This is a genomic window from Paenibacillus helianthi (genome assembly GCF_001909055.1).
GTDB classification, from domain to species: Bacteria; Bacillota; Bacilli; order Paenibacillales; family Paenibacillaceae; genus Paenibacillus_AQ; species Paenibacillus_AQ helianthi.
Map to the genome: position 1 here is coordinate 298,038 of NZ_LVWI01000002.1, position 21,662 is coordinate 319,699.

The following is a 21,662-nucleotide window of genomic DNA, read 5'->3' on the forward strand; positions in this document are numbered from 1 at the left end:
AGCTCCTTTCGCATGAACCGATCGAATTCACCATACCAATCGGTGCTCTTCAATATAGTTGGTGGTCAGATCATCTCCAGAATCAATCGACACCTTACCCTCGGTACCTACGGGAACCCCTGCTTTTACAAGCAGTTGACCAATATGGCAGTCTTTTTCAGCTTGTAGAATCAAGGCTTCTGCCATAGTGACATCCTCATTTGATGCTCCCGAGTTCAAAACAACATGAGGGCGATGTGTGATACTCAGTTGATCCCCTTTGGCTATGTTCCCCTCAGTATCCATGAAGAATCCGGCAATGGGCACTTTTTTGCGATCTAGCATGTACGCCAGTGTCATAGTATAACAAGCAACGGCAGAGGACATGAGGAGTTGTTGCGGTTCAGCCCCTTCACCACTTCCTCCTTTAGGAACAGGGATGGCAATTTGCGTTTTCAAGTTGTCACTTTTTATACGTCCATCGCCTTTTGCATCTTTGTACCAAACTGTATTCATATTAATTTTTTGATCTGCCATTCGAATCTACTCCCTATAATAATTTATTTATTCATTTAACTATTAATAGTGGTTCCAAAGAATCGATGAATTTCTCGCTGTCCATGGCTGCCATGGCTCCACTCCCAGCTGCAGTAATCGCTTGACGATAGCGGGTATCCTGTACATCTCCACAAGCAAACACACCTGAGATATTTGTCATGGAAGTGCCGGGTTCTGTAACTATATAGCCGTTTTCATCCGTTTCAATTTGTTTATTCAAAAATCCGGTATTAGGATGATGCCCGATAGCTACAAACACACCATTTGCAGCTAGAATTTCCTCATCACCTGAGACATTGTTTAGGACTTTCAATCCGGTCACTCCACTTTGTCCGGCAACCACTTCAAGAGGGGTCTTGTTTAAAGCCCACTCAATTTTAGGGTTTGAACGAGCGCGATCTTGTATAATTTTTGAGGCTCTTAGTTCTTCTCGACGATGCACTAGAGTTACTTTGGAGGCAAATCGCGTTAGAAAGTTTGCTTCTTCCAATGCAGTATCGCCTCCACCCACTACAATGAGTTCCTTATTCCGAAAGAAAAATCCGTCACAAGTGGCACAAGTACTAACTCCCCGGCCTACGTTTTCTGCTTCACCCGGTATTCCTAAATATTTCGCGCTGGCACCCGTTGAAATGATCAGAGTTTCAGTAACAATTGCACCTTTGCCCTCCACTTGGAGTTTAAACGGACGGTTTTTCAAATCCACTTCATTAACCCAACCCGTAAAAAATGTTACCCCAAAACGCTCCGCTTGTTTCCGCATGTTATCCATTAGCTCAGGACCCATGATGCCTTCTGGGAATCCAGGGTAATTTTCAATTTCAGTTGTTGTTGTTAACTGTCCACCAGGTTCGGGTCCCTCAATAACGAGTGGACTCATATTCGCTCTGGCCAGGTAGATCGCAGCGGTCAGTCCGGCTGGACCTGTGCCAACAATTACAGATTTGTACATGCTCTATCCCTCCAATGTTGATGGAACAGTCGTTTATATGAACTGTGTCCGTCAATTTATTTACTATTCAATTGATTAATTGAATTATAGCATTTAAATTCTTATTCGTCAACACGGGGGATACAGCTTGCTCATACACCTACATTGAACTGCTCCATTGTTACTCTTTGGATCGTTAAAAGAAACCGACAGAGCAAAATCGCAGTGTCGGCTTTTCTTGATCGTCCATTTTTAGTTCGAGTTCATATTTCTTAGAGAGTACTATAAATCCGAACTTCGGGGTCAGCTTGCAGCAGATCATTAAGTCCAGCTACAACATCCTTATTGAACAAATCACTTTCCAGGTAGGCTTTGGCGTCTGCTTCACTACGGAAGCCGTGCAGAACTTGAACGTCTTCGTCACGTACTAGTAGTTCCTTTGACACAGCACCAGTAATACCTGAAAGGAAAGGCTCCTTATATGCCATATAAACATTTGCTGCTGCCTCGCGTTCTGGTACATTCACTTTCAATGTAATTTGAAGATAAGCTTTTTGCATAGGACTCGTACCTCCAGTTTTTTTGTAGGTTTGATTAATTATTAAAATCTAATAATCAATCGAACAATTGAATTATATTTTATTGCTCTCTATTCGTCAAGTCGATATCAGATACTTTTATAGAACAAGATCACTGTGTTCACACTTTCGAAATGGGTGTATTCCTATAAACTTTGTCAAATTACATTTTTTTCACTTGACTACAATCGGCTACATGTTAAAATTCTAATATTCAATTGATTGACCAAACGCTCGGAAAAATAAATAGTAGAACATCTATACAATACGAAGAGAAACGAGGTTGATAATGATGGAAGATATGCTAAACTCTGCGAAGGTTTTTAAGGAAGATCTCTATAAACAATTAGCCAGAATCGGAAAATGTTTGTCCAGTGACAAGCGTCTTGAGATCTTGAATGTGCTATCACAGGGTTCTAAAACAGTAGAAAAATTAGCGGCTTGCACAGAGATGAATATTGCGAACGTATCCCGCCATCTTCAAGTTCTGCTTGATGCCAAACTGGTTAAGTTCACAAAAAAAGGGACTTACGTGATCTATTCGTTGGCCGATCCAGAAATCATAGAATTTCTTTCGTCTTTATGGCGAATCAGCGAAAAACAACTCCCGGACATCGGCAGGATGAAAGATGACTTCTTGAATAACCTTAATGATGTTCAAACCCTTACGATGGATGAGGTTATGCAGAAGCTAAATAACGATTCCATACTTCTGGTGGATTTACGTCCCAAAGAAGAGTATGAGATGGAGCATATTGCGGGAGCCATTTCGATGCCGATGGAAGAGTTAGAGGGATTAATACAGGAATTACCCAAAGACGCAGAGATTATCGCGTATTGCAGAGGCCCGCTATGTGTATACTCAGCCTTGGCAGCACAAAAATTACATTCTGAGGGGTTCAAGGCATATCGCATGGATGAGGGTCTAAATGAGTGGCAGGAGCATTTTCAGTTGCATTAAACTAAGAAAACTTACGGGTTGCAGGATTAGTCTTTTCAATTCGAAACCCACAAATAAGACTTCGGGGCTGCTGCTACATGGCTCTGAAGTCTTTTTTGGTAAGTATAAAAAACCACTTGTTCATATTGAACAAGTGGTTTTATTGACCTCTATTACACATACGCTAACATGGAATAACAGCGTAACCAGGTTGAATATTCATTTAGAGTAGATTAACCGGGGTTAGAATCGCCATATAATTAGTAACGAGTGAGTCGTAATACCCAATATCACCAGAAGATCTAGATAATAACTGCGCACCTTGAACAAAAGCTACAATTGTTTTTGCCTGTTCCATTGCACTCATAGAAAAAGTGAATTCCCCTGATTTTTTCCCTTGATCTAACACATGTTCCAGCCAGACTGCGTTTGCGTCAAAAAACATATTCAGTTCCTCACGGATTTCCGGTGGGAATGAATTCAACTCTGCTGCCATCATTGAGCATAGACAAAGCTTGGTGTTATTCTCCAGCGTATCACGGTATAGACCAAAAAAAAGCTGAATATTTTGCAAACAACTATGTGGCTGATCGCTGATATGCTGTAGCTTATCCATAAACTCTTTGCGATATCGGAGAAGGACGGCTTGTACCAGATCTTGTTTGGAAGGAAAGTGATAATGTATGCTTGCTTTGCGAATACCTATAGCTTCCGCGATATCAGCATAGCTAAAACCGTTATATCCACGTTCCTGGACTAATGTAAGCCCTATATCCATAATTTTTTGTAATGTATTTTTATTTGTATTCATAAAAGAAATCTACCATTCGGTAAATATACTGTCAAGACGGTTTCCTCCTTTTTCAGTTTAATAAAAAGCCAACCACATGATGTGATTGACTCATAAGAAACAGAATTACTTATCTAAGGCGGGCTGTAACTCCGCCATCAAGAGGAAGGACGACGCCTGTAATCCATGAAGCCGAATCACTGGCAAGGAACAGAATCGCTTCAGCAACGTCTGCAGGAGTTCCGTTACGTCCAAGAGGATGGAACGCATTAAAGGTTGGCAGTACTTCAGCAACTTCTTTCTCGGTCATAAAGCTGTTGTAGATTGGAGTTTCGACTACAGCAGGTGCTACAGCATTCACCCGAATCTGATCACCGGCAAGTTCAACAGCCAAGTTGCGAGTTAATGCGTGACGGCCTGCCATCGCCGCGGAATAAGCAGCAGATGGAGTGGATTCAACGGCTTGGAGTGCCCACATCGAACCCGTGTTTACGATGGCTCCTCCTCCTCTTTTCTTCATTTCCGGGATCACGGCTTGTGAAGGAAAGAATGTTCCCTTCACGATCGTATCCAGATACGATTGCAAATCCTCGGGTGTGTGCTCAAGCACAGGCGTTGGAACAAATTTACCAGTATTATTCACCAGAATATCAATTCCTCCAAAGGCATCAACAGCGGCTTGAACCAGTTTCTTAGAGGTTTCGGGCAGACTGATATCGCCGGTTACAGCCAGTACCCGCTTACCTGAAGGGTCAATTTCCAAGGCTGTCTGTGATAATACATCTTGCCGGCGGCCGTTAATAATTACGTTTGCACCTTCTTCAAAAAAACGTTGTGCTGTTTTCTTGCCAATACCGGTTCCGCCGCCTGTGACGATGACTGTTTTATTTTCGAATTTCATTTATTACATCTCCTCTATTCATTTTTTTGTATTCTTGTCATAGAAACGCCGATGTATTCAATCGGCTGTATACCATTTTGATATCCAAGAGAATTTCACTGGATTGATTTTATTTTACCTACTAGTAGATAGATTGTCAAGTTCGTATTATATCTTTTCAATACAATTAACCCTTTTTATTCGCCCGATGCAACTGAACAAGGTAGATCACCGATGACAAAACTCCTGCCAGAGCTAGTCCTGCTACAATGGCGATTGCCACGTACATATTAGGTAAAAGTTGATTGGACTCCATCGGTTCATGCGAGCTATTGAGCACAGCGGTTATGACAGCTAAAGAGATAGCGCCGCCAATCTGCAAGCTGGTATTGACAAGTCCTGAAGCCAATCCTTGTTCTACAGGAATGACATTATGAGTCGCCTGGATATTTACCCCTGGGAAAGCAAACACAAAGCCAATACCAATTAAGATCATGGTTGGCAGGAGGAAATTCCAGTACGGCAACGCAGGGTCGACCCGGAAAAATAAAAGGTATGCGATTGAAACCAGCACTAAGCCAATCAGAATTGCCATGGGTGTACCTATTCGCTTCATCACACGGTCAATACGCGGGCCAAAAACGACCTGAAATAAACTTGAAGGCAAAAATGCCAAAGCCACCCAAAGTGGTGACCAACTTAGTGAATCTTGTAAATATAGAGTTGCAATAAATTGGAAGGACATAAAGCTTCCCAGCAGCATCATTGCGGCAAAATTTGCATTGACTAGCGACATTGAACGGAAAATACCAAGCCGCACCAGAGGCTGAGGATGTCGTCTCTCTACAAGTATAAAGGCAAACAACAACACAACGCTGGCAATGATCAGAAGAATCGTCGTAATAGAAGTCCACCCTTTAGCAGGAGCCTCTACAAGTGCGTATACCAACACTAACAATGAAGCTGTAATTGTAAGTGAACCCCAGAGATCAAACTGCTTCATGGTCACACGTTCTCTAGAAGCATGTGGCACCAGTTTTAAGCCGGCAAGTAAAAGAATAAGAGCGACCGGACCAGGAGCCAACAAAGTAAAGCGCCATCCAATTTCTGTGAGAAGCCCTCCGAATACAAGCCCTAAGGCAAAACCGGTCATCCCAATGATGGAGTAAATACTAAGTGCACGCATTCGGTCAGGTCCTGCTGCAAATGAGGTGCTTACAATGGACATTCCCGCAGGTACCGTGAACCCCGCTGCAATCCCTTTAAGGAGTCTCAAACCGATAAGTGCGATCTCATTACTCATGAAAGAACTGACAATCGATGCCAAACCAAACACAGCAACTGCAGTCAGAAATACTTGACGCCGGCCAAGTAAGTCGGCTACACGGCCCCCTAAGAGCAGAAATCCGCCGTACCCTAGAATGTAGGCATTTACAATCCATTGCAACGATCCCGTGGAAAGATGAAGTTCGTTACCAATTGAAGGTAAGGCAATGTTAACCATGGATAAATCGACTCCATCAAGGAATAGCGCCCCTGAGACGATCAGAAGAAGTCCCCAAATTTCAAGGCTCCATTTCCTCTCTTGGTTCTCGTTCTTATTCTTTGCTACTGCTCCTTGTTCTAGCACAATATCACTCCTTTATAGATTGGATAGGTAAAGTAATTGATCTACAAAATCGGCAATACTCTGCCACAAGTATTGCCGATTTTGTAATGATCTCTTTTGATTTATTCGGAATCGAGTTTGGCTATTTCAGCTAATAATGCTTCAAATTTCACAAGATTTTCACTCGGAAATATTCAGAACAGCACGGAATCGAGTCGAAGCTGACATCATTTTATCGTATGCTTCGCTAGCACGATCTAATGGGAATGTTTCAATCATGGGACGAATATCGGTAAGAACACTAAAATTAATCGTTGCTTGAATTTCTTTCGCTCCGCCTGTAAACGAACCTTTTACAGTGTTAGGACCTTTCAAAAAGTCCATCGCCGACAATTCCAATTGCTCACCAGAACCCGCCACAATGATTAGTTCGCTATCTTGACCCAACCCGTTTATCAGAGATGAAATAGCTTTTGCGTTTGGTGCAGTAGCAAGGATGACCTTTGCTCCTCCTAAAGCTTGTAGTGCCTTTGCAGGATCTTCTTTTTCCGAATCAATATAATGATGCGCTCCAAGTTGACGTACAAGATTTTCTTTATCACTTCCTCGAGAGATAGCCACTGTGCGATATCCTGCCTTGTTTGCGTATTGAACCGCAAGGTGCCCCAGCCCGCCGATACCCTGAATAGCTACCAGATCACCAGGCCGAGCTTTACTGTTTCTGATGGCACTGAAGGTCGTTTCACCAGCACACATCAGTGGAGCAGCTTCCAACACCGAAATTTCATGCGGAATACTGGACAAACTATCCTGGTAAGCAACCATATATTCAGCATAACCACCGTCAATCGTTAATCCCGTTACATGGCTATGTCCCCCATGCCATCCAATACCGACACGTTCACCAATCTTCCACTTCGTTGCACCCGCTCCAAGCTCTTCAACGATTCCAATCACTTCATGTCCAGGTATACGGGGATATTCCGAGGCCAAACCTCCAATAGCCATCGAGTCTCCATTGCATACCCCGCAAGCTTCAACACGGAGCAGTACTTGTCCTTCTGCAGGCTGCGGAACCGGAACCTCAACTAATTTCATTTTTTCACCTTTGGCAGGCACTTGTATAGCTCTCATCATCTTCACCAATAGGACCTCCTATAGTTTTTTTAAGGTTTGGACTTCCTTAGCATAGAATAAATAAAACAATTATTCAATTACTTAATTGAATAATATATTAACTAGTTTTTTGGGCAATAATCTTCAAGACTGCAAGTTCAGCTGACTGGAGTGCGCCTTCTAGATGACCGCCATGCTCTGGACTTGCTTCTGTTCCAGCGAACACCATTTTGTTTTCCCATATACCAACTACAGGCGGTTCTCCATAAACCGGGAAATCTTGTAGTGGAATACTGTCTTCGGATACTGCCGTTTCAGAATCCTCAGACCAATCTTTATAAAGAACAGTCCTTGCATTTTTGGCCGAAGGGCCGAAAAGCCTAACCAACTGTTCCATGACCTGTTCTAAAACCAGCTTTTCCCCTAGCATATGGCGGTCTTTCGCGGACATCCCAAAGAAACCAAATAATGCACCCGAGCCTGTGTTAGGCGAAGTATCATGAATTTCTTGCAAAGGTCCTAACCAACTCGATGCAAAACCCGAAAGGCCGTCTTCTCTCCAAAAAGGATAATCATAGACAGCTATTGCTTTGGCTTGTCCTGCCATCCATGTCGGTTTGTTGATAAGGGTTGCTTTCAGTTCAGGAGGAAGTTCAGGAACAAAATGAATATGCCGTGCAATAAGCCGAGGCGGTAATGCCAGAATAACAGCACTTGCAGTAAATTGTTTGGTATGCCCATCTGCAAGTTCTGCTTGAACCGTGATGAAGTCGGGATCATTCAATTCAATTGCCGTGACACGTGTTTCTAATTCAAAGATCTCTGGTGGCAGCTTGCTAGCCAACGCGTCAATTAAAGATTGCACCCCTCCTGCAAACCGCAATGATCTTTCCATGGAGTGAACCGGGAGGATATGGCGCTCAGGTGCTTGGTTTTTATAACGCTCAAATAACATGGCCCCTTCGGTGTGCTGTTCGAAAGTTTCCAGGTGCAGTTCTTGAACGAGACGGGTGATTGTACGCTCATATCGCGGCCAGAACCAGGTGGGTCCAAGATCGAATTTCCCCAATTCAGGATAATCGGGACTCAGGGAACTCAAAGCCCTGCCTCCAATCCTGTTTCGAGCCTCCAAAATCCTACATTCAAGACCTTGCTCCTTAAGTAAAGTGGCTGCCCGCAGGCCGCTTAAACCTGCACCAATAATTATCACCGGGTTCTTCATTCTTTTTATCCATCCTTTTGAATATTTTAATATTCATGTTGACATGCTTTAGAAGTCATATCACATTGTGCAGTTGTTGTAACTTTCTTTCTAATTGTTCAAACTGAACAAACCTTCCTTCACGAAGATATTCTTTCTGGTCAAGAAACATCATGATCGTAGGAACTGTAAAAATCAAAAATTTACCTGCGACCTCCCCTACCCGACGGGCATCTACGTGCGCAAGCTTTATTTCGGGAAAGTTACTGAGCAATTCTTTGAGTTTGGGATAAATCGCATGACATACATTACAATCCTCTTGGGATACATACAACATGCTGAATCGGTTATTTTGAATAAAAGTATCGATTTCTCCCACGGAAGTAATTTCTTGGACATTCATTGTTAATCACCCGTCTTTCTGGAAATACAATAGTCTTTTCCGAATGACTTTTATGAACCCGATCCATTAATTGAGAAACAGGAGCTACTACTAAGTACAGATCCTGGAATCCCCGTTTTTGTAAAATGCGGGTCGCCTTTTTCCCTTTCAGATATTGGCCGGTCAATATGACTACGCTGTCCTTTGGAGACAAATCCTTTTCCCAAACAAAGGGCAATCGACCCAGGGATATATTAATGGATTCCGGTACATGCCCTTTATCAAAGTCGGATACATCTCTAATGTCAAGTAATTTGATAGGATCAGGCACCTGGATTTCGCTTGATTTCAAAGATAAGATGGTCACTCCACAAAGGAAGCGGAAATGTTGAATAAGCCTGTAAATTATAAGAAAAGCTAATAGCATAGTAATAATCATTTGTCATCCCACCCTGAAACACGACTTAAGCATTTAGGAATTAAGAATTCCATCCTGTATTTACTCCATCCTTTAAATTCCCTACTCTTCATCGCAAGCATTCCACTCCCTGGTTCCTTCTTCTACACGATAAGCTTTAAAGCCCTGTTTTTGTATATAATCAACAGCTTGGGATGTAATAGAGCAGTATGGGCCACGACAGTATGCTGCAAGCTCTACATCAGCTTTATTTATTGTTTTCAGGTATTCTTCCAAATGTTCAAAGGGTACAGAGATGGCACCTGGAATATGAGATGATTCATATTCCTCAGCGGGTCGAATATCTAAGAGAATTACTTTTCCCTGCTTCATTTTGGCCAATAAGTCGTGTTTCGAAATACTATGAACACCTTCATATTGTCTTTCCAGCTCATCTTTAATCTGTTTTATGTCAGCGAGTCTATCCTCGCACAAATTCCACAATGAAGTTAAGAAATGTGTAACCGATGGATCACTAATGCTATATATGACGTACGTACCTTTCTTGTAGCTCTTAACCAACTTCGCATCCAGTAAAATCTGTAGATGGCGGGAAACGTTCGCAACACTCATGCCAGTCTGTGTAGCCAAACCTTCAACCGATTTTGGTCCATTCGATAAAAGGTCCATGATTTCTAGTCTTTTGTCACTGGATAAACATTTTCCAATTCGAGCAAATTGCTGATATAAACGTTCTTTAATATCTGATTCTGGGCATCTTTTTTCCATATTGTCCCCCCCTTTTTGTTGCAGATTATTATGTCCAATTAAAAAACAGCAATCCAAAACTTTATGCACGTTATCATTATTTGCAGAAAAACGACGGGTCTGATACATCAAAACCGCCGTTTTCTTCTTAATTAATTACTTCACTAACCCTAAGATTTTTTCTCTAAGAGCTTGCTTTGGAGTGATCCCCACCATTGTCTCAGACAATTTCCCATCTTTAAATAATAGCAGTGTAGGAATGCTTCTAACTCCATACTGTGAAGCCAATTCGGTTTCTTCATCAACGTTAACTTTGCCAAGAGTCGCCTGTCCCGCTAACTCGTCAGCCAGCTCATTTACGATGGGAAGTTGCACTTGACAAGGTCCGCACCATGGTGCCCAAAAATCGACTAACGTTACACCGGTGTTAATATTAGATTCAAAAGTTTTTTTTGTTAAAGTTACTGCTCCCATGAACAGAACCCTCCTCATTTATATTATCAATTATTCAATCGATTAATTGAATTATAGCGCTGAAATACAATCCCGTCAACCCCGTAAGTCCATGTTCGTGTCAGAGGAATTTTATCGTATATAAAATTCAATTTAAAATTTCCATGATACTCTTAGGAAACGTTTCTTCTGCCTTTGTTCTTTTCTCATAAAGATTGTACCAAGCCTCCGCTACCAGATCCGGGTCAAAGCCAGTACCCTTCTTAATCAAAGGACTTATGGATAAATGTCCGACATATACCCCGAGAGGAAGCAAACGTTCGTGTAAATTAAGGATATAGTTTCGGAGTCCTGACATGGCTATACCTGTATTGCCGAACAGGTGGCTTGGGCTCATGGCTGAAAGATCACTTGTGAAAAGAAGCGCCCCTTCGCCTCGAACTGTCATTTCCGGAATAACTTGTCTTGCAGAGTTGATGGCACCAATGACAACATTGTTAAAAATTTGAAGAACGCTATCGTCTGTCGTATCCAGAACAGGTGTTACAGAAACACTTCCATTATGCGGGCTATACTCCATGACATCTATTGAACCGAACGTATCTTTAATATGTTGAAATGCCCTTGTTAGCTGTATTTTGTTTGTAATATCGGCAGCAAACCCCTGAGCTTCTATCCCCATTTTGTTGAGCTGATCAGCATATTGATCCAGCTTCTCCTGTGTCCTTGAAACCATAGCAATACGGAACCCTTGCCTTCCAAAAGTCTTGGCCAATGAGAAACCAAGACCCGGTCCAGCACCAATGATAGCAATTGTTTTCATTTGTCCATTCTCCTCTACCTAATGATCCGACCAGAAATAAAGAGCACCTAAAGAAGCGCTCTTTATTTCGATTCAATCAGAGATGCCCCTATTCTATGGAGTATTATTCAATCACAAATTCACTATTGAGTTGGATGGCATTAGCAATATTCCAGCGGTTCGGGGATGTGCGTATGACCGTCTCATGAATTCGGTTCCATTGCTCTTGCGTCCCGTCCCCCGACACAACTACTTTATACTGCAGTTCTTCATATCCAGGTTTAATGTTCTCGTCTAGGCCAAGAAATCCGCGAAGATCCAATTGGCCTTTGGTATGAATTTTCAAAGATTTCAGATGGACATTCTCTAATGAAGCTGCCGCAACATAACCAACAATCATACAAGCGTTAAGTGCTGCCATTAGATACTCCTGTGGGTTAGCAGCTAGATTCGCTCCCAATAACTCGGCTGGTTCATCGATTAGAATCTGAAAATCCCGTTCAAGCTTTTGCTCACCAAGCATCATTTCTTTAATGGACGAGGCTGAATTGGTTCCCCCAGTCCACTCTGTTGTCACTTGAAATTGCGCTATTCCATCCTTTGAGTTCTGCGCTACCGCTCCTGCAAACTGCTTCAGAGCATCTACGTCGAGTCCGTTAATAAGCCCGCGATTATTATTCATTTGATATCTCCTCATCTTTCTTCTAATAAAATTATCTCAAACGAGCTGTAACCCCACCATCTAATGGCATAACTACACCAGTAATCCATGCAGCAGAGTCACTGGCGAGAAACAGTATAGCTTCCGCAACGTCCAATGGAGTCCCATTTCGTCCAATGGGATGGAATGCGTTAAAGCTTGGAAGTACTTTGGCCACTTCTTCTTCACTCATAAAGGTGTTATAGATAGGCGTTTCAACAACAGCAGGTGCTACAGCATTCACCCTAATATTATCTCCGGCAAACTCAATCGCCAAGTTTCGAGTCAGGGCATGCCTACCTGCCATCGCTGCTGAGTATGCCGATGACGGTGTTGATTCTACTGCTTGGGTTGCCCACATTGAACCTGTATTAACAATTGCGCCTCCCCCTCTTTTTTTCATTTCAGGAATGACAGACTGGGAAGGATAAAACGTTCCTTTTACAATCGTATCCAGATAAGATTGCAAATCTTCTGGCGAATGATCCAGGAAAGGTGTTGGGTTAAACTTACCAGTATTGTTCACCAGCACATCTATGCCACCAAAAGCATCCGTAGCCACTTGAACCAGTCTCTTGGATGTCTCCAGTCGACTAATATCTCCCGCAACTGCCAATACCTTTTTGCCAGTAGGATCAATTTCCAGAGCAGTTTTTCTCAGAACGTCTTCACGACGGCCGTTAATGATAACATTCGCACCTTCTTCAAAAAATCTTTGCGCAGCAGCCCTTCCTATTCCTGTTCCTCCACCGGTAACAATAACTGTTTTATTTTCAAATTTCATTTGGTTCATCTCCTTTTTATTAATTACATTGTACGATTTTACCTACTGATAGGTAGATTAATCCGAAAAATTGAATATCACACTAACACATTTTATGAGCCGCATAAAATTCTGATTTCAGACTCTGCGGACAATTCTGTGGAAGTTTTCCTTGTATTTCGATTACCTCCTTTTATAACAAGTGTAATAAATAGTACCACAAATCGAGTTTTGTTATTAATCAATTGATAAATTGAATATAATGCAGTTCTTAGATTCCGTCAAGCTTTATTTATTCGTGAGTTGTGATGTCTCGTGCTAGACGCATGACTGATCTTTTGATCTGTACTTATATTGTTGTTATATACTAGATCGGCAATGACAATGACTAATGGAATGCCGTGCTATCCCAAATACTCGGCCAGGTTAAACCAGTAGTGTCCGGCGGGCTCCATGCCGAAGAGGACGTCGCTCTTGGCATGCTTTTGCTGGAGCTCCATCATCCACTGAACCAGTTGCTCCAGGCCAGCTCGCGTATTTGAGAATACACAGTCCATTCCAAGTTCAATCCCCCGATAGTCGATGGCGGTGCTTTTTGGTTTCAAACCGCTAATTAATACACTACAGGAATGGCTACCTTATAGATTAATTTGCGAACAAGAGGATTCTATTGTAATGGAATTTTTTAAACCCACCACCCTAATTCACACTCCGGAGAGCATCTGCAATACTAACTTTATTCAGCCTGTACATTGGCCCAATCGTTGCAAGGATCGTTGTGATCATTGATCCCGCGAAAGCGATGCCGATACTGTACCACGGGAACACCCAATCTGCATCTAAAGCACCCGTGAAGAGAAGATGTATTCCGTAATCCAGCGCTGTCCCCAGGATAATTCCAATTACAGCGGAAAACAATCCATAAAATACGCCTTCTAAAATAATCATTTTCCTCACTTCCTTCCGGGTCATGCCGATGGCCTTGAGGGTTGCAAATTCATTCGTACGAAGAATTAGATTCGTACTTACTGTATTGATAATGTTCAAAAAAGCAATTAGAACAATGACACCGATAAAACCGTAAAAGAAGATACTAAAAGTCTTTGCGTCATTTTTAGCTTGGGCAAGCTCTTCCACTTTATCAGTGTAATTAAATCCGGCGTCTTTCTCAGGTAATGATTTCAAATAGTCTGTTATCATATGGTTCGATATCTCGGGTTTAGCAAGGATAAATATTCTAGAATAAATATCGCTACCCATAATATTAGAGTATACTTTCGGCGTCGTAATGAATGAAACAACATGACTACTGTTATATTCTTTCGACAACAAATCCTGATCGACAATTCCGACCACTGTCACGGTTTGGTATCCTTTTTGACCTCTGTCAAATGTTCGAATTTTGATGTGATCTCCAACTTTAAAACGAGTTTGATCGAGAATCAGCTGTTTGCCTTCTTCCGTGGTCATGGTTATTTTTTGTTGAACGATAACGCCGTTCTCTTGGTTCATTTTCTCTTTGTCGATCTTACCAGTGATGAGTTTGGATTTCAGAGCATCCAAGCCATTGTCCCCGTAAGACGTGAGATAGTTATTATCGGTTCGATACCCCTCCCCTTCCGAAACGACATACCTATTTTTGTTAAATTCATAATACTTGGGATTGATCTTATCTTTAGGGATAATGGCCATCACTTGATTATTGTAAAATTTATAGGCTTGCTCTACAGCATTTAGCTTGGCAATATGCTTATACACAGTATCATCTATTCGTCCTGAAGGACCATTATAGGAAAGCGAATAAGAATACTGCATACCCGAGATTTGTGTTGTTTGCTGAATAAAACCAACCAAACCACTAAAGACAATAAATAAAATAATACTAATAATCATGGAAAAGGCTGTAATCCGGAAACGTTTCTTGTTCCGTTGTAAATTTCTGCTTGCAAATTGCCCTACGATGCCAAACAGCGTTTTAACGAGCAGAGACTTTTTGATCTTTGTGATCTTTTCAACCTTCGTGCTTCCCACATTTTTCAGGGCTTCGAGAGGCGATACGCGAGCTGCTTGTTTAGCTGGTCCAATAGCGGAAAGGAATACGCTCAGCAAGCCCAATAAACCGGCAGTGATTAGAACCGGCGCGGAAATGACCATTCTAATATCATTTAAGAAACCTAACGTTAATAAGCTGATATTGTAAAACAATACCTTCATAAAAAGGGTTCCCGTAAGAATCCCGATGGGGATGCCGATCAAGCTCAGCAGGGCCGCTTCTTGCAGTACAATTTTGCGAATTTGGGCTGGTGTAGCTCCAATGCATCTTAACATGCCGAATTGTGAAATCCGCTCCAGTACAGAAATATGAAAAATATTATAAATCATGGCAATCGTACAAATCATTATAATCGTAATGACAGCAGTGAATGCTAGGGTCAAGCTGTTATTTACACCTTCATAAGTGCTTTTGCCATACAATTTAAGCAGTTCATTATTGTACTCAATTCTTACATTTTCAATATAGCTCTCCCTATCCAGTTGCATAGCGGAACCTTGTTCGACATTACTCAGCTGTAAAGAGGACATCAAATCTTCCGTCTTCTTTTTGATGTCATTCAATGATTTCATTTTGACGTAAATAAAGTAATTTTTGTTGTTATCGATGCTTTTGTTATCATTGAAAGTAATTGCAGGAAAAATGTATCTGGAAGACCAGCTCCCTGTGCTTGACGGCTTCATAAAGCCTACAACAGTATATTCTTTTTGGGATTGAGCCTGGAAAGTCTCGTCAAGGTCCCAACCAAAATCGCCAAGTCCGTTAATCTTTTTGTCTTCACCCGTTGACGCCACCTTCCGGATTCCAAGGTTTAGCGTTATCGTTTCGCCAAGCTTTGGTTGTTTAGAAAAATAACTCAAACTGGATGAGAGAATGATAATTTCATTCGGATTTTCCGGGTACCTGCCCGAGTCTAGCTGTGGATGAAGCATGTTCATTGCACTCGCATCATATTCCTTGACATTCAGGTACCGGTAGGGTGCGGCAAACGGATCTTCCTTCTTTTCCTTCTCATTTGCTTCCTTAATGACAGCATAGCCTTCTCTACTGATGACGCCGGCACTTTTTACGGTTGCGTTGTTTTTGACTTTCGGAACCGCTTCTCCTGAAATACCATTGAGAGAGACGTGATAATCTCCAAAGTCCCGCAGGGTTTGTCTGACTGACTTATCCCAATAGCTCATCCCGATTGTACCAATGGACGTAAGCAGCGTAACGGACAGGATTATGCCGAAGATCGTAAGCAGCGATCTTTTTTTCTGCCCTTTTAAATATTTTCCAGTAAGATCTGTGTAGCTTTTCAAAACGGACTCACCTCATTTGGCTGTAGAAGGACTCCGTCTTCGATTCTTACGACCCGATCTGCAACTTTAGCAATATTCATATCGTGCGTGATCATAATCAACGTCTGATTATATTTTTTAACGGAAAACGTAAGTAAATCCATAATTTCCTTTCTGTTTTTACTGTCCAGATTTCCGGTAGGTTCATCCGCCAAAATAATCGACGGTTTATTAATTAACGCACGGCCAATCGCCGTTCTTTGCTGTTGTCCGCCTGACAATTCGGATGGAAGATGTTGTCTCCGCTCGGTCAGACCTAATAGCCCCATTAATTCCAGGACATACTTATCATCTCCCCTTTTGTTCTCCAATAGCATGGGTAATTTGATGTTTTCCTCTGTAGATAAGACTGGGATCAGGTTGTAGGATTGGAAAATAAATCCTATTTTCCGTCTCCGGAATACAGCGAGCTCCTCTTCACTTCTGGCATAAATATCAATACCATCGATGATGACTTGTCCACTTGACGGGCGGTCCACTCCACCTAGAAGATGCATTAAGGTGCTTTTTCCTGATCCACTGGCTCCTACGATAGCAACAAATTCTCCCTGCTGGACGGAGAAATTTACATTTTTTAAAGCTTCAACCTTTGCCTCTGCACTTCCATAGTTCTTGCATAAATTAACAGTTTTTAGTATTTCCACTTATTTACCTCCTGAGCTAATGTTTCACTTTGTATGTTTGTTATTATAAAGATCGAAGCTTACAATAAAGTGAAGAGGAAGCTTACGTTATTGTAAGCTTCCTCTTCTTTCCCCTTTATTAAAGGAAATCCTAAATTCTGTTCCTATCCCTAACTGACTTACAACGGTGATCATACCGCCTTGCTCTTCAATAATGGACTTGGATAAGGACAAGCCGATACCAAGACTTTGCGGCTTTTCCGTGCTTCTCCCGCTATAAAATCGTTCAAAAATGTGAGGCAAATCTTCTGAGGAAATGCCTTCTCCCCGATCTCGAATGATTACAGTCTGGAATACCGAATTTTCTTCTAAAGTAACGTCGATTGCGCCCTCTAGGGGCGTGTGTTCCAGTGCATTTTTAATCAAATTAATTAAGGCTTCTGTTAGCCATTCTTCATCCGCCCAAACATACATAGCTTCTCCACCATGAATGTGAATTTGCTGCTTCTTTTGCTCGGATAACATTCGCAACGAATGTACAGCATGATCGATCATTTCTCTTACTCTCACACGTTCTTTCTGGAACGTTATTGCTCCGGCTTCGACCCGTGCCAGCTTCAGTAAACTGATAATCAGCCATTCCATTCGCTCTAGTTGTAGGCGGCTTCGATCCAGAAATTTCGTCCTCATTTCTTCCTTCATATGAGGATCATTCAGCAAATTCTCATTAAAAACGATGAGAGCTGCCAGCGGCGTTTTGAGCTGATGCGAAATATCGGAAAGCAGGTTGCGTAGAAATGTTTTCTCTTGTTGGAGTTGCCGAAGACTGTTATGTAACCTTTCGGCCATGGCGTTAAAGTTTCGTCCTAACGTGCCAAAGTCACCTTCATCATTCTCCGGAAGCGGCTGATCAAACTGACGTTCAACAACTTGCTCCGCTGCAAAGGTTATGGCCCGAATCTTGTCAAATATTTTGCGGTATTCCCATCCCAATAACAACAGAAATGGAATACTAAAAAGCAAAACCTGAGCCGCTGTTTTGAAGGGTAAGGCGTTATCCGAGAGTACAGGCTGATCGTTTACGGGCATATCTTCCGTGTATGCATATTGAGCCAGGCTGCGTTTTCCCGCTACGATTTCATCTTCTTGTGCACCCTGAGTGATAAAGTGGATAATTTCATTTTCCAGCTGAGGAGCTTGCTTCAAAACATAACCAATCAATGCAGCATTTTGATTAACCACGGCCTTATTGATCTGACTGACTTGATAATTCATAAAAAAGAACATAAGCACCGCTAACATAACTTGTAATACGATTGCTTTAACAGTAATAGACTTCCACTCTGGATTACGGACGAATTCATTCATGGTTTATCTTCCTATAACATCTGCATTCCATTTATATCCGACTCCTCGAACGGTAATGATATATCTCGGTACAGCAGGAACATCCTCGATCTTCTCTCTTAACCTTCTGATGTGAACCGAAAGGGTGTTGTTATCAATGAATTCTCCTGACATATCCCACAAACTGTTAAGAATGATGCTTCTGCTGCAAATTTGCTTGGGGTGAGTCATTAACATCAAGAGCAACCGGTATTCCAGCCCCGTCAATAAAAGTTCCTGATTGTATTTAAGAACAATTCCTTCTAGAACTCGAACTTCAATATCGTCGGATATCCATCTATTCGGTTCATCCGCGGACTTATGATTGCGCCTTAATACGGCTTTCATCCTAGAGAGAAGTTCTTTGGTACGCAGCGGTTTGGTCATATAATCATCTGCTCCCAAATCAAGACCAGCAACAACATTTGTCTCCTCATCCAAAGCTGTCAAGAAAATGATGGGCACCCGGGATAATGCACGAATTTCCCTACACAGGTCATATCCTGAACCATCAGGTAAATTTATATCCAGCAAAATTAAATCGACTTCGTCCGTCTTGAATGCCTTTCTGGCTTGTTCTAGGCTATTGGCAAGAACAACGGTATATCCTTCACTCGTTAAAGTATATTCAATACCGAATACCAAATTATCATCATCTTCAACCAGTAAAATTCGATTCATTGAGCACCTCAGTTTAATTCATGAAAGTTTTTAAAATACTTACTCATAAAGCTACACCACTTTTAAACTGTATCATGAAAGACTGTTTAGTGGTTAATTGTAATGGTTCTGGTATTTCACCATTGGAATGAACTTATGGTTTTGATGTGCGATACTTGCCTGTAATGACATGTGTTCATAAATCCCATGATCCCCGTTCTCTAATTGATCGTGATCCATTATAATGTCGCTTTTATTCCTTAAATTTATGTTGTTCAAGGCATTTTCTAACTTTTTAAATTGAGGAGTATTTATGCTAACCAAAAAATTCTATCCCAACACACTATTCATGAAATCATTTTCTGCTTAGATAATGACTATAACGCCACTTATAGAGATGGCAGCCCGGCTCCCAATTGGGGACAAGAGGCTGCCTTTAAATTGGCCCATAAGTATGATCAGTTAGGATATCGGACCAGTATCCGGACGCCACACAGCCCACAACTGAAGAGAAATCACCAATTCAAATAGCAAAATGACATTTTGCGAGGAATCAGCATGGAAGCGGTGCTTCCACCGACATTTTTAGTAATTATCACCCGGTAAACGAATGTCGCATAAAAATATCCCAATGGGAAGGAGATGCCATGCCACAAGCTGAGAAAAAAATCACCGTCAAGCTCCCAAAGAAACAATATGAAGCATTGAAAAAGGATGCAGCAACCCAGCATCTCAGTAGGGCAGATATCATACGGGCCTTTATTCAAAAGGGAATGTCCGTTGATGCCTATACCGAAGAGATTGATTTCGTTTTTTTGATACGTATTCTTGTTTTACTACGAAAGTCTAGTTTTTCCCACTTTTCCAATTAGCCTTTCTTTAATCTATGCTTTACAATAATTTTATTTAAGGTGATTTTTAACAGTTTACAGTTGAAAAAATTCAACCTTTGACTGCCCCCGCCATTCCTGCTACGAAATATCTCTGAAAAAACAAGTAAACTACAAGTATCGGAACAATGGATATAAGTACGCCCGCACTCAAAAGAGTATAATCATTCGAATGCTGGCCTTGAAAGGTGAGCAACCCAGCTGTTACCGGCAGCATTGAATTCTTAGTAATAAAGATTTGCGCGAGCAGAAACTCGTTCCATGTGGATAAAAAGTCCAAAATGATCAGAGTAGCAATGGCCGGCATGGCAATGGGCAATATGATGCGAAAAAACTTTCCCAGTTCGCCGCAGCCATCGATAAATGCCGATTCGTCCAATTCCTTAGGGATGGAACGCAGAAAACCGCGCAGCACCATGATGCCAAAAGGGACTCCAAAGCCAATGTATACCATAAAAATGCCGGGATACGTATTTTCAAGCCCAAAGTGGTTTAACATCATATTCAGCGGCACCAAAGTAGCCTGAAAAGGAATCATCATACCGATCAGAAAAAAAGCGAACAGCGCATTTGCCCATTTAAAGTTCATTCGAGTTAACGCATAGGCTGCGAGTGCCTCAATCAAGATGCCGATAGGTACCTTTACCACAGAAATAAACAAGCTGTTGCGGATATATATGCTCATTTTGTCCCAGGCTTCAGAAAAGTTGCCCCATTTCACGATTTCCGGAAAAGCGTACACCGGATTCTTCACTAAATCCGCGTTAGATTTCAGGGCAGTCATTATAATAAATAGAATGGGAATCAGAAAAATGATTGCCAGAACAATAAGCAGAATGTAGTTTACAACTTTAGAAAAAGTAGAATTTCGTGTTTCTTCCATTGTTATGCGCACCTTCTTCTCAGAAAATTAGAGATGAGATTTTTTATTGGTATAGTATACGTATGGGATAATTATGATCATGGTTATCAAAACAAGCACCCAGGAGATCGCCGAACCGACACCGATATTGTTGAATTTGAAGGTTTGATAATACATCCATGAAGACAACACTTGTGTGCTTTGTGCCGGCCCCCCCGCTGTCATTCCGTAAATAATGTCATACACTTTCATAGCATTAACCAATGTCGTTGCGAAAACGACAACGAAGGTTTCGCTGAGCAGCGGTATGGTAATATACCGAAAGGATTGGCGGGGCTTCGCACCGTCAATAATAGCCGCTTCGTAACAATCTCGCGGAATACTTTGGAGTCCGGCAAGAAATAAGACCATGGGCAGCCCGACACCCTGCCAGACAGCTGCTACAAAAACTGCGGCCAATGCTGTTTTTGGATCGGCCAGCCAAGGATGCGTCAGTTGACTGAGACCTATTTGCTGCAAAATAACATTAAAGAATCCTTTAGTCGGATGGTAAAGCCAAGTCCACATCAACGCCACGATGATGCCCGACAATACATATGGGAAATAAAAGATACTCCGAAACACCGATCTGCCTTTTAACCTCCGGTTAAGCAGTAATGCAAACATCAGACCGAGGCCGATAATTACCGTTAAGGAACCGGCCATCCACAAAATATTGTTTCGGAGTGCAACTCTAAATACCGCGTCTTCTGTCAGTAAATAAGTGTAATTTTTTATTCCAACAAATTTCTTATCCGCAGCGATACCATTCCAGCTGAAAAAGCTGAGACGCAGTGTATATAGTGATGGAGCTACAATGACTATAAGGTAGGCCACCAACGCCGGGAGCACAAATGTCCACGGCTTCCAATATTTAATTTTCATATAAAGTCCCCCCTGCTTATCCGAACTAAAGAAGAGCGGCCTTCATGGCCGCTCTCCTTTAGCCGGGCTGCTCT

The 21,662-nt window shown here is 41.8% G+C and carries 23 protein-coding genes and 1 pseudogene; 2 read left to right on the forward strand and 22 right to left on the reverse strand.

The features are described 5' to 3' along the window. Positions 1-27: 27 nt before the first annotated feature. The 3 genes from A3844_RS04025 to A3844_RS04035 all read right to left on the reverse strand — a co-directional run bounded on the left by A3844_RS04025 (position 28) and on the right by A3844_RS04035 (position 2,028). Positions 28-516, reverse strand: a complete 489-nt coding sequence (locus A3844_RS04025) for an OsmC family protein (protein ID WP_074106688.1) — start codon at positions 514-516, stop codon at positions 28-30. 31 nt (positions 517-547) lie between these two features. Then, complete coding sequence (gene trxB / locus A3844_RS04030; RefSeq protein WP_074106689.1) at positions 548-1,489, reverse strand: thioredoxin-disulfide reductase; 942 nt, start codon at positions 1,487-1,489, stop codon at positions 548-550. A 251-nt stretch (positions 1,490-1,740) separates the two neighbouring features. Beyond that, positions 1,741-2,028, reverse strand: a complete 288-nt coding sequence (locus tag A3844_RS04035; RefSeq protein WP_074106690.1) for a hypothetical protein — start codon at positions 2,026-2,028, stop codon at positions 1,741-1,743. Between the two features lie 310 nt (positions 2,029-2,338). Here A3844_RS04035 and A3844_RS04040 point away from each other — a divergent pair, with 310 nt between their 5' ends. Continuing rightward, entirely contained in the window at positions 2,339-3,007 is a 669-nt protein-coding gene (locus A3844_RS04040) for an ArsR/SmtB family transcription factor (RefSeq protein WP_074106808.1), read from the forward strand. A gap of 202 nt (positions 3,008-3,209) precedes the next feature. Here A3844_RS04040 and A3844_RS04045 read toward each other — a convergent pair whose 3' ends face one another. The 17 genes and pseudogenes from A3844_RS04045 to A3844_RS04125 form a co-directional block, all read right to left on the reverse strand. Next, a complete protein-coding gene (locus A3844_RS04045) occupies positions 3,210-3,797 on the reverse strand; it encodes a TetR/AcrR family transcriptional regulator (RefSeq protein ID WP_074106691.1) in 588 nt (195 codons plus the stop codon). Positions 3,798-3,906: 109 nt separating this feature from the next. Further along, the gene (locus A3844_RS04050; protein WP_074101295.1) at positions 3,907-4,677 is read right to left on the reverse strand and encodes an SDR family NAD(P)-dependent oxidoreductase; all 771 of its coding nucleotides are present in this window, start codon (positions 4,675-4,677) and stop codon (positions 3,907-3,909) included. Between the two features lie 166 nt (positions 4,678-4,843). Beyond that, the gene (locus A3844_RS04055; protein WP_074100650.1) at positions 4,844-6,286 is read right to left on the reverse strand and encodes an MFS transporter; all 1,443 of its coding nucleotides are present in this window, start codon (positions 6,284-6,286) and stop codon (positions 4,844-4,846) included. A 159-nt stretch (positions 6,287-6,445) separates the two neighbouring features. Next, positions 6,446-7,408: a zinc-binding dehydrogenase gene (locus A3844_RS04060; protein ID WP_074100651.1), complete on the reverse strand. Its 963-nt coding sequence runs from the start codon at positions 7,406-7,408 to the stop codon at positions 6,446-6,448. 91 nt (positions 7,409-7,499) lie between these two features. Further along, positions 7,500-8,603: a flavin monoamine oxidase family protein gene (locus A3844_RS04065; protein ID WP_074106692.1), complete on the reverse strand. Its 1,104-nt coding sequence runs from the start codon at positions 8,601-8,603 to the stop codon at positions 7,500-7,502. Between the two features lie 55 nt (positions 8,604-8,658). After that, entirely contained in the window at positions 8,659-8,985 is a 327-nt protein-coding gene (locus A3844_RS04070; RefSeq protein WP_074106693.1) for a thioredoxin family protein, read from the reverse strand. Continuing rightward, positions 8,930-9,403, reverse strand: a complete 474-nt coding sequence (locus tag A3844_RS33960) for a rhodanese-like domain-containing protein (RefSeq protein WP_074106694.1) — start codon at positions 9,401-9,403, stop codon at positions 8,930-8,932. Before A3844_RS33960 ends, A3844_RS04070 begins: the two co-directional genes overlap by 56 nt. An 81-nt stretch (positions 9,404-9,484) precedes the next feature. Then, positions 9,485-10,150 (reverse strand): ArsR/SmtB family transcription factor, encoded by a 666-nt coding sequence (locus A3844_RS04080; protein ID WP_074106695.1) that lies wholly within the window; start codon positions 10,148-10,150, stop codon positions 9,485-9,487. Positions 10,151-10,285: 135 nt separating this feature from the next. Next, the gene (gene trxA, locus A3844_RS04085) at positions 10,286-10,603 is read right to left on the reverse strand and encodes a thioredoxin (protein WP_074100656.1); all 318 of its coding nucleotides are present in this window, start codon (positions 10,601-10,603) and stop codon (positions 10,286-10,288) included. Positions 10,604-10,730: 127 nt separating this feature from the next. Further along, positions 10,731-11,405, reverse strand: a complete 675-nt coding sequence (locus tag A3844_RS04090; RefSeq protein ID WP_074106696.1) for an SDR family NAD(P)-dependent oxidoreductase — start codon at positions 11,403-11,405, stop codon at positions 10,731-10,733. Positions 11,406-11,508: 103 nt separating this feature from the next. After that, the gene (locus A3844_RS04095; protein ID WP_074106697.1) at positions 11,509-12,066 is read right to left on the reverse strand and encodes an OsmC family protein; all 558 of its coding nucleotides are present in this window, start codon (positions 12,064-12,066) and stop codon (positions 11,509-11,511) included. A gap of 31 nt (positions 12,067-12,097) precedes the next feature. Continuing rightward, positions 12,098-12,868 (reverse strand): SDR family NAD(P)-dependent oxidoreductase, encoded by a 771-nt coding sequence (locus A3844_RS04100; protein ID WP_074100659.1) that lies wholly within the window; start codon positions 12,866-12,868, stop codon positions 12,098-12,100. Positions 12,869-13,254: 386 nt separating this feature from the next. Beyond that, positions 13,255-13,434, reverse strand: a pseudogene (locus A3844_RS04105) (IS110 family transposase); the annotation flags it as partial. A 112-nt stretch (positions 13,435-13,546) separates the two neighbouring features. Beyond that, positions 13,547-16,204, reverse strand: coding sequence for an ABC transporter permease (locus tag A3844_RS04110; RefSeq protein WP_074106698.1), 2,658 nt, complete (start codon positions 16,202-16,204; stop codon positions 13,547-13,549). Then, positions 16,201-16,887, reverse strand: coding sequence for an ABC transporter ATP-binding protein (locus A3844_RS04115; RefSeq protein WP_074106699.1), 687 nt, complete (start codon positions 16,885-16,887; stop codon positions 16,201-16,203). The genes A3844_RS04110 and A3844_RS04115 overlap by 4 nt, the downstream gene beginning before the upstream one ends. A gap of 87 nt (positions 16,888-16,974) precedes the next feature. Continuing rightward, positions 16,975-18,234, reverse strand: a complete 1,260-nt coding sequence (locus tag A3844_RS04120; protein ID WP_074106700.1) for a HAMP domain-containing sensor histidine kinase — start codon at positions 18,232-18,234, stop codon at positions 16,975-16,977. A 3-nt stretch (positions 18,235-18,237) separates the two neighbouring features. Then, complete coding sequence (locus A3844_RS04125) at positions 18,238-18,933, reverse strand: response regulator transcription factor (RefSeq protein WP_074103142.1); 696 nt, start codon at positions 18,931-18,933, stop codon at positions 18,238-18,240. Positions 18,934-19,559: 626 nt separating this feature from the next. On the opposite strand from A3844_RS04125, the gene A3844_RS04135 reads away from it, so the two are divergent. Then, entirely contained in the window at positions 19,560-19,784 is a 225-nt protein-coding gene (locus A3844_RS04135; protein ID WP_074103144.1) for a ribbon-helix-helix domain-containing protein, read from the forward strand. Between the two features lie 70 nt (positions 19,785-19,854). Here the strand turns inward: A3844_RS04135 and A3844_RS04140 are convergent, their stop codons facing one another. Together A3844_RS04140 and A3844_RS04145 are read right to left on the reverse strand one after the other, a co-directional pair. Beyond that, a complete protein-coding gene (locus A3844_RS04140) occupies positions 19,855-20,685 on the reverse strand; it encodes a carbohydrate ABC transporter permease (RefSeq protein ID WP_074106701.1) in 831 nt (276 codons plus the stop codon). A 27-nt stretch (positions 20,686-20,712) separates the two neighbouring features. Further along, complete coding sequence (locus tag A3844_RS04145) at positions 20,713-21,588, reverse strand: carbohydrate ABC transporter permease (protein WP_074106702.1); 876 nt, start codon at positions 21,586-21,588, stop codon at positions 20,713-20,715. Positions 21,589-21,662 lie beyond the last annotated feature (74 nt).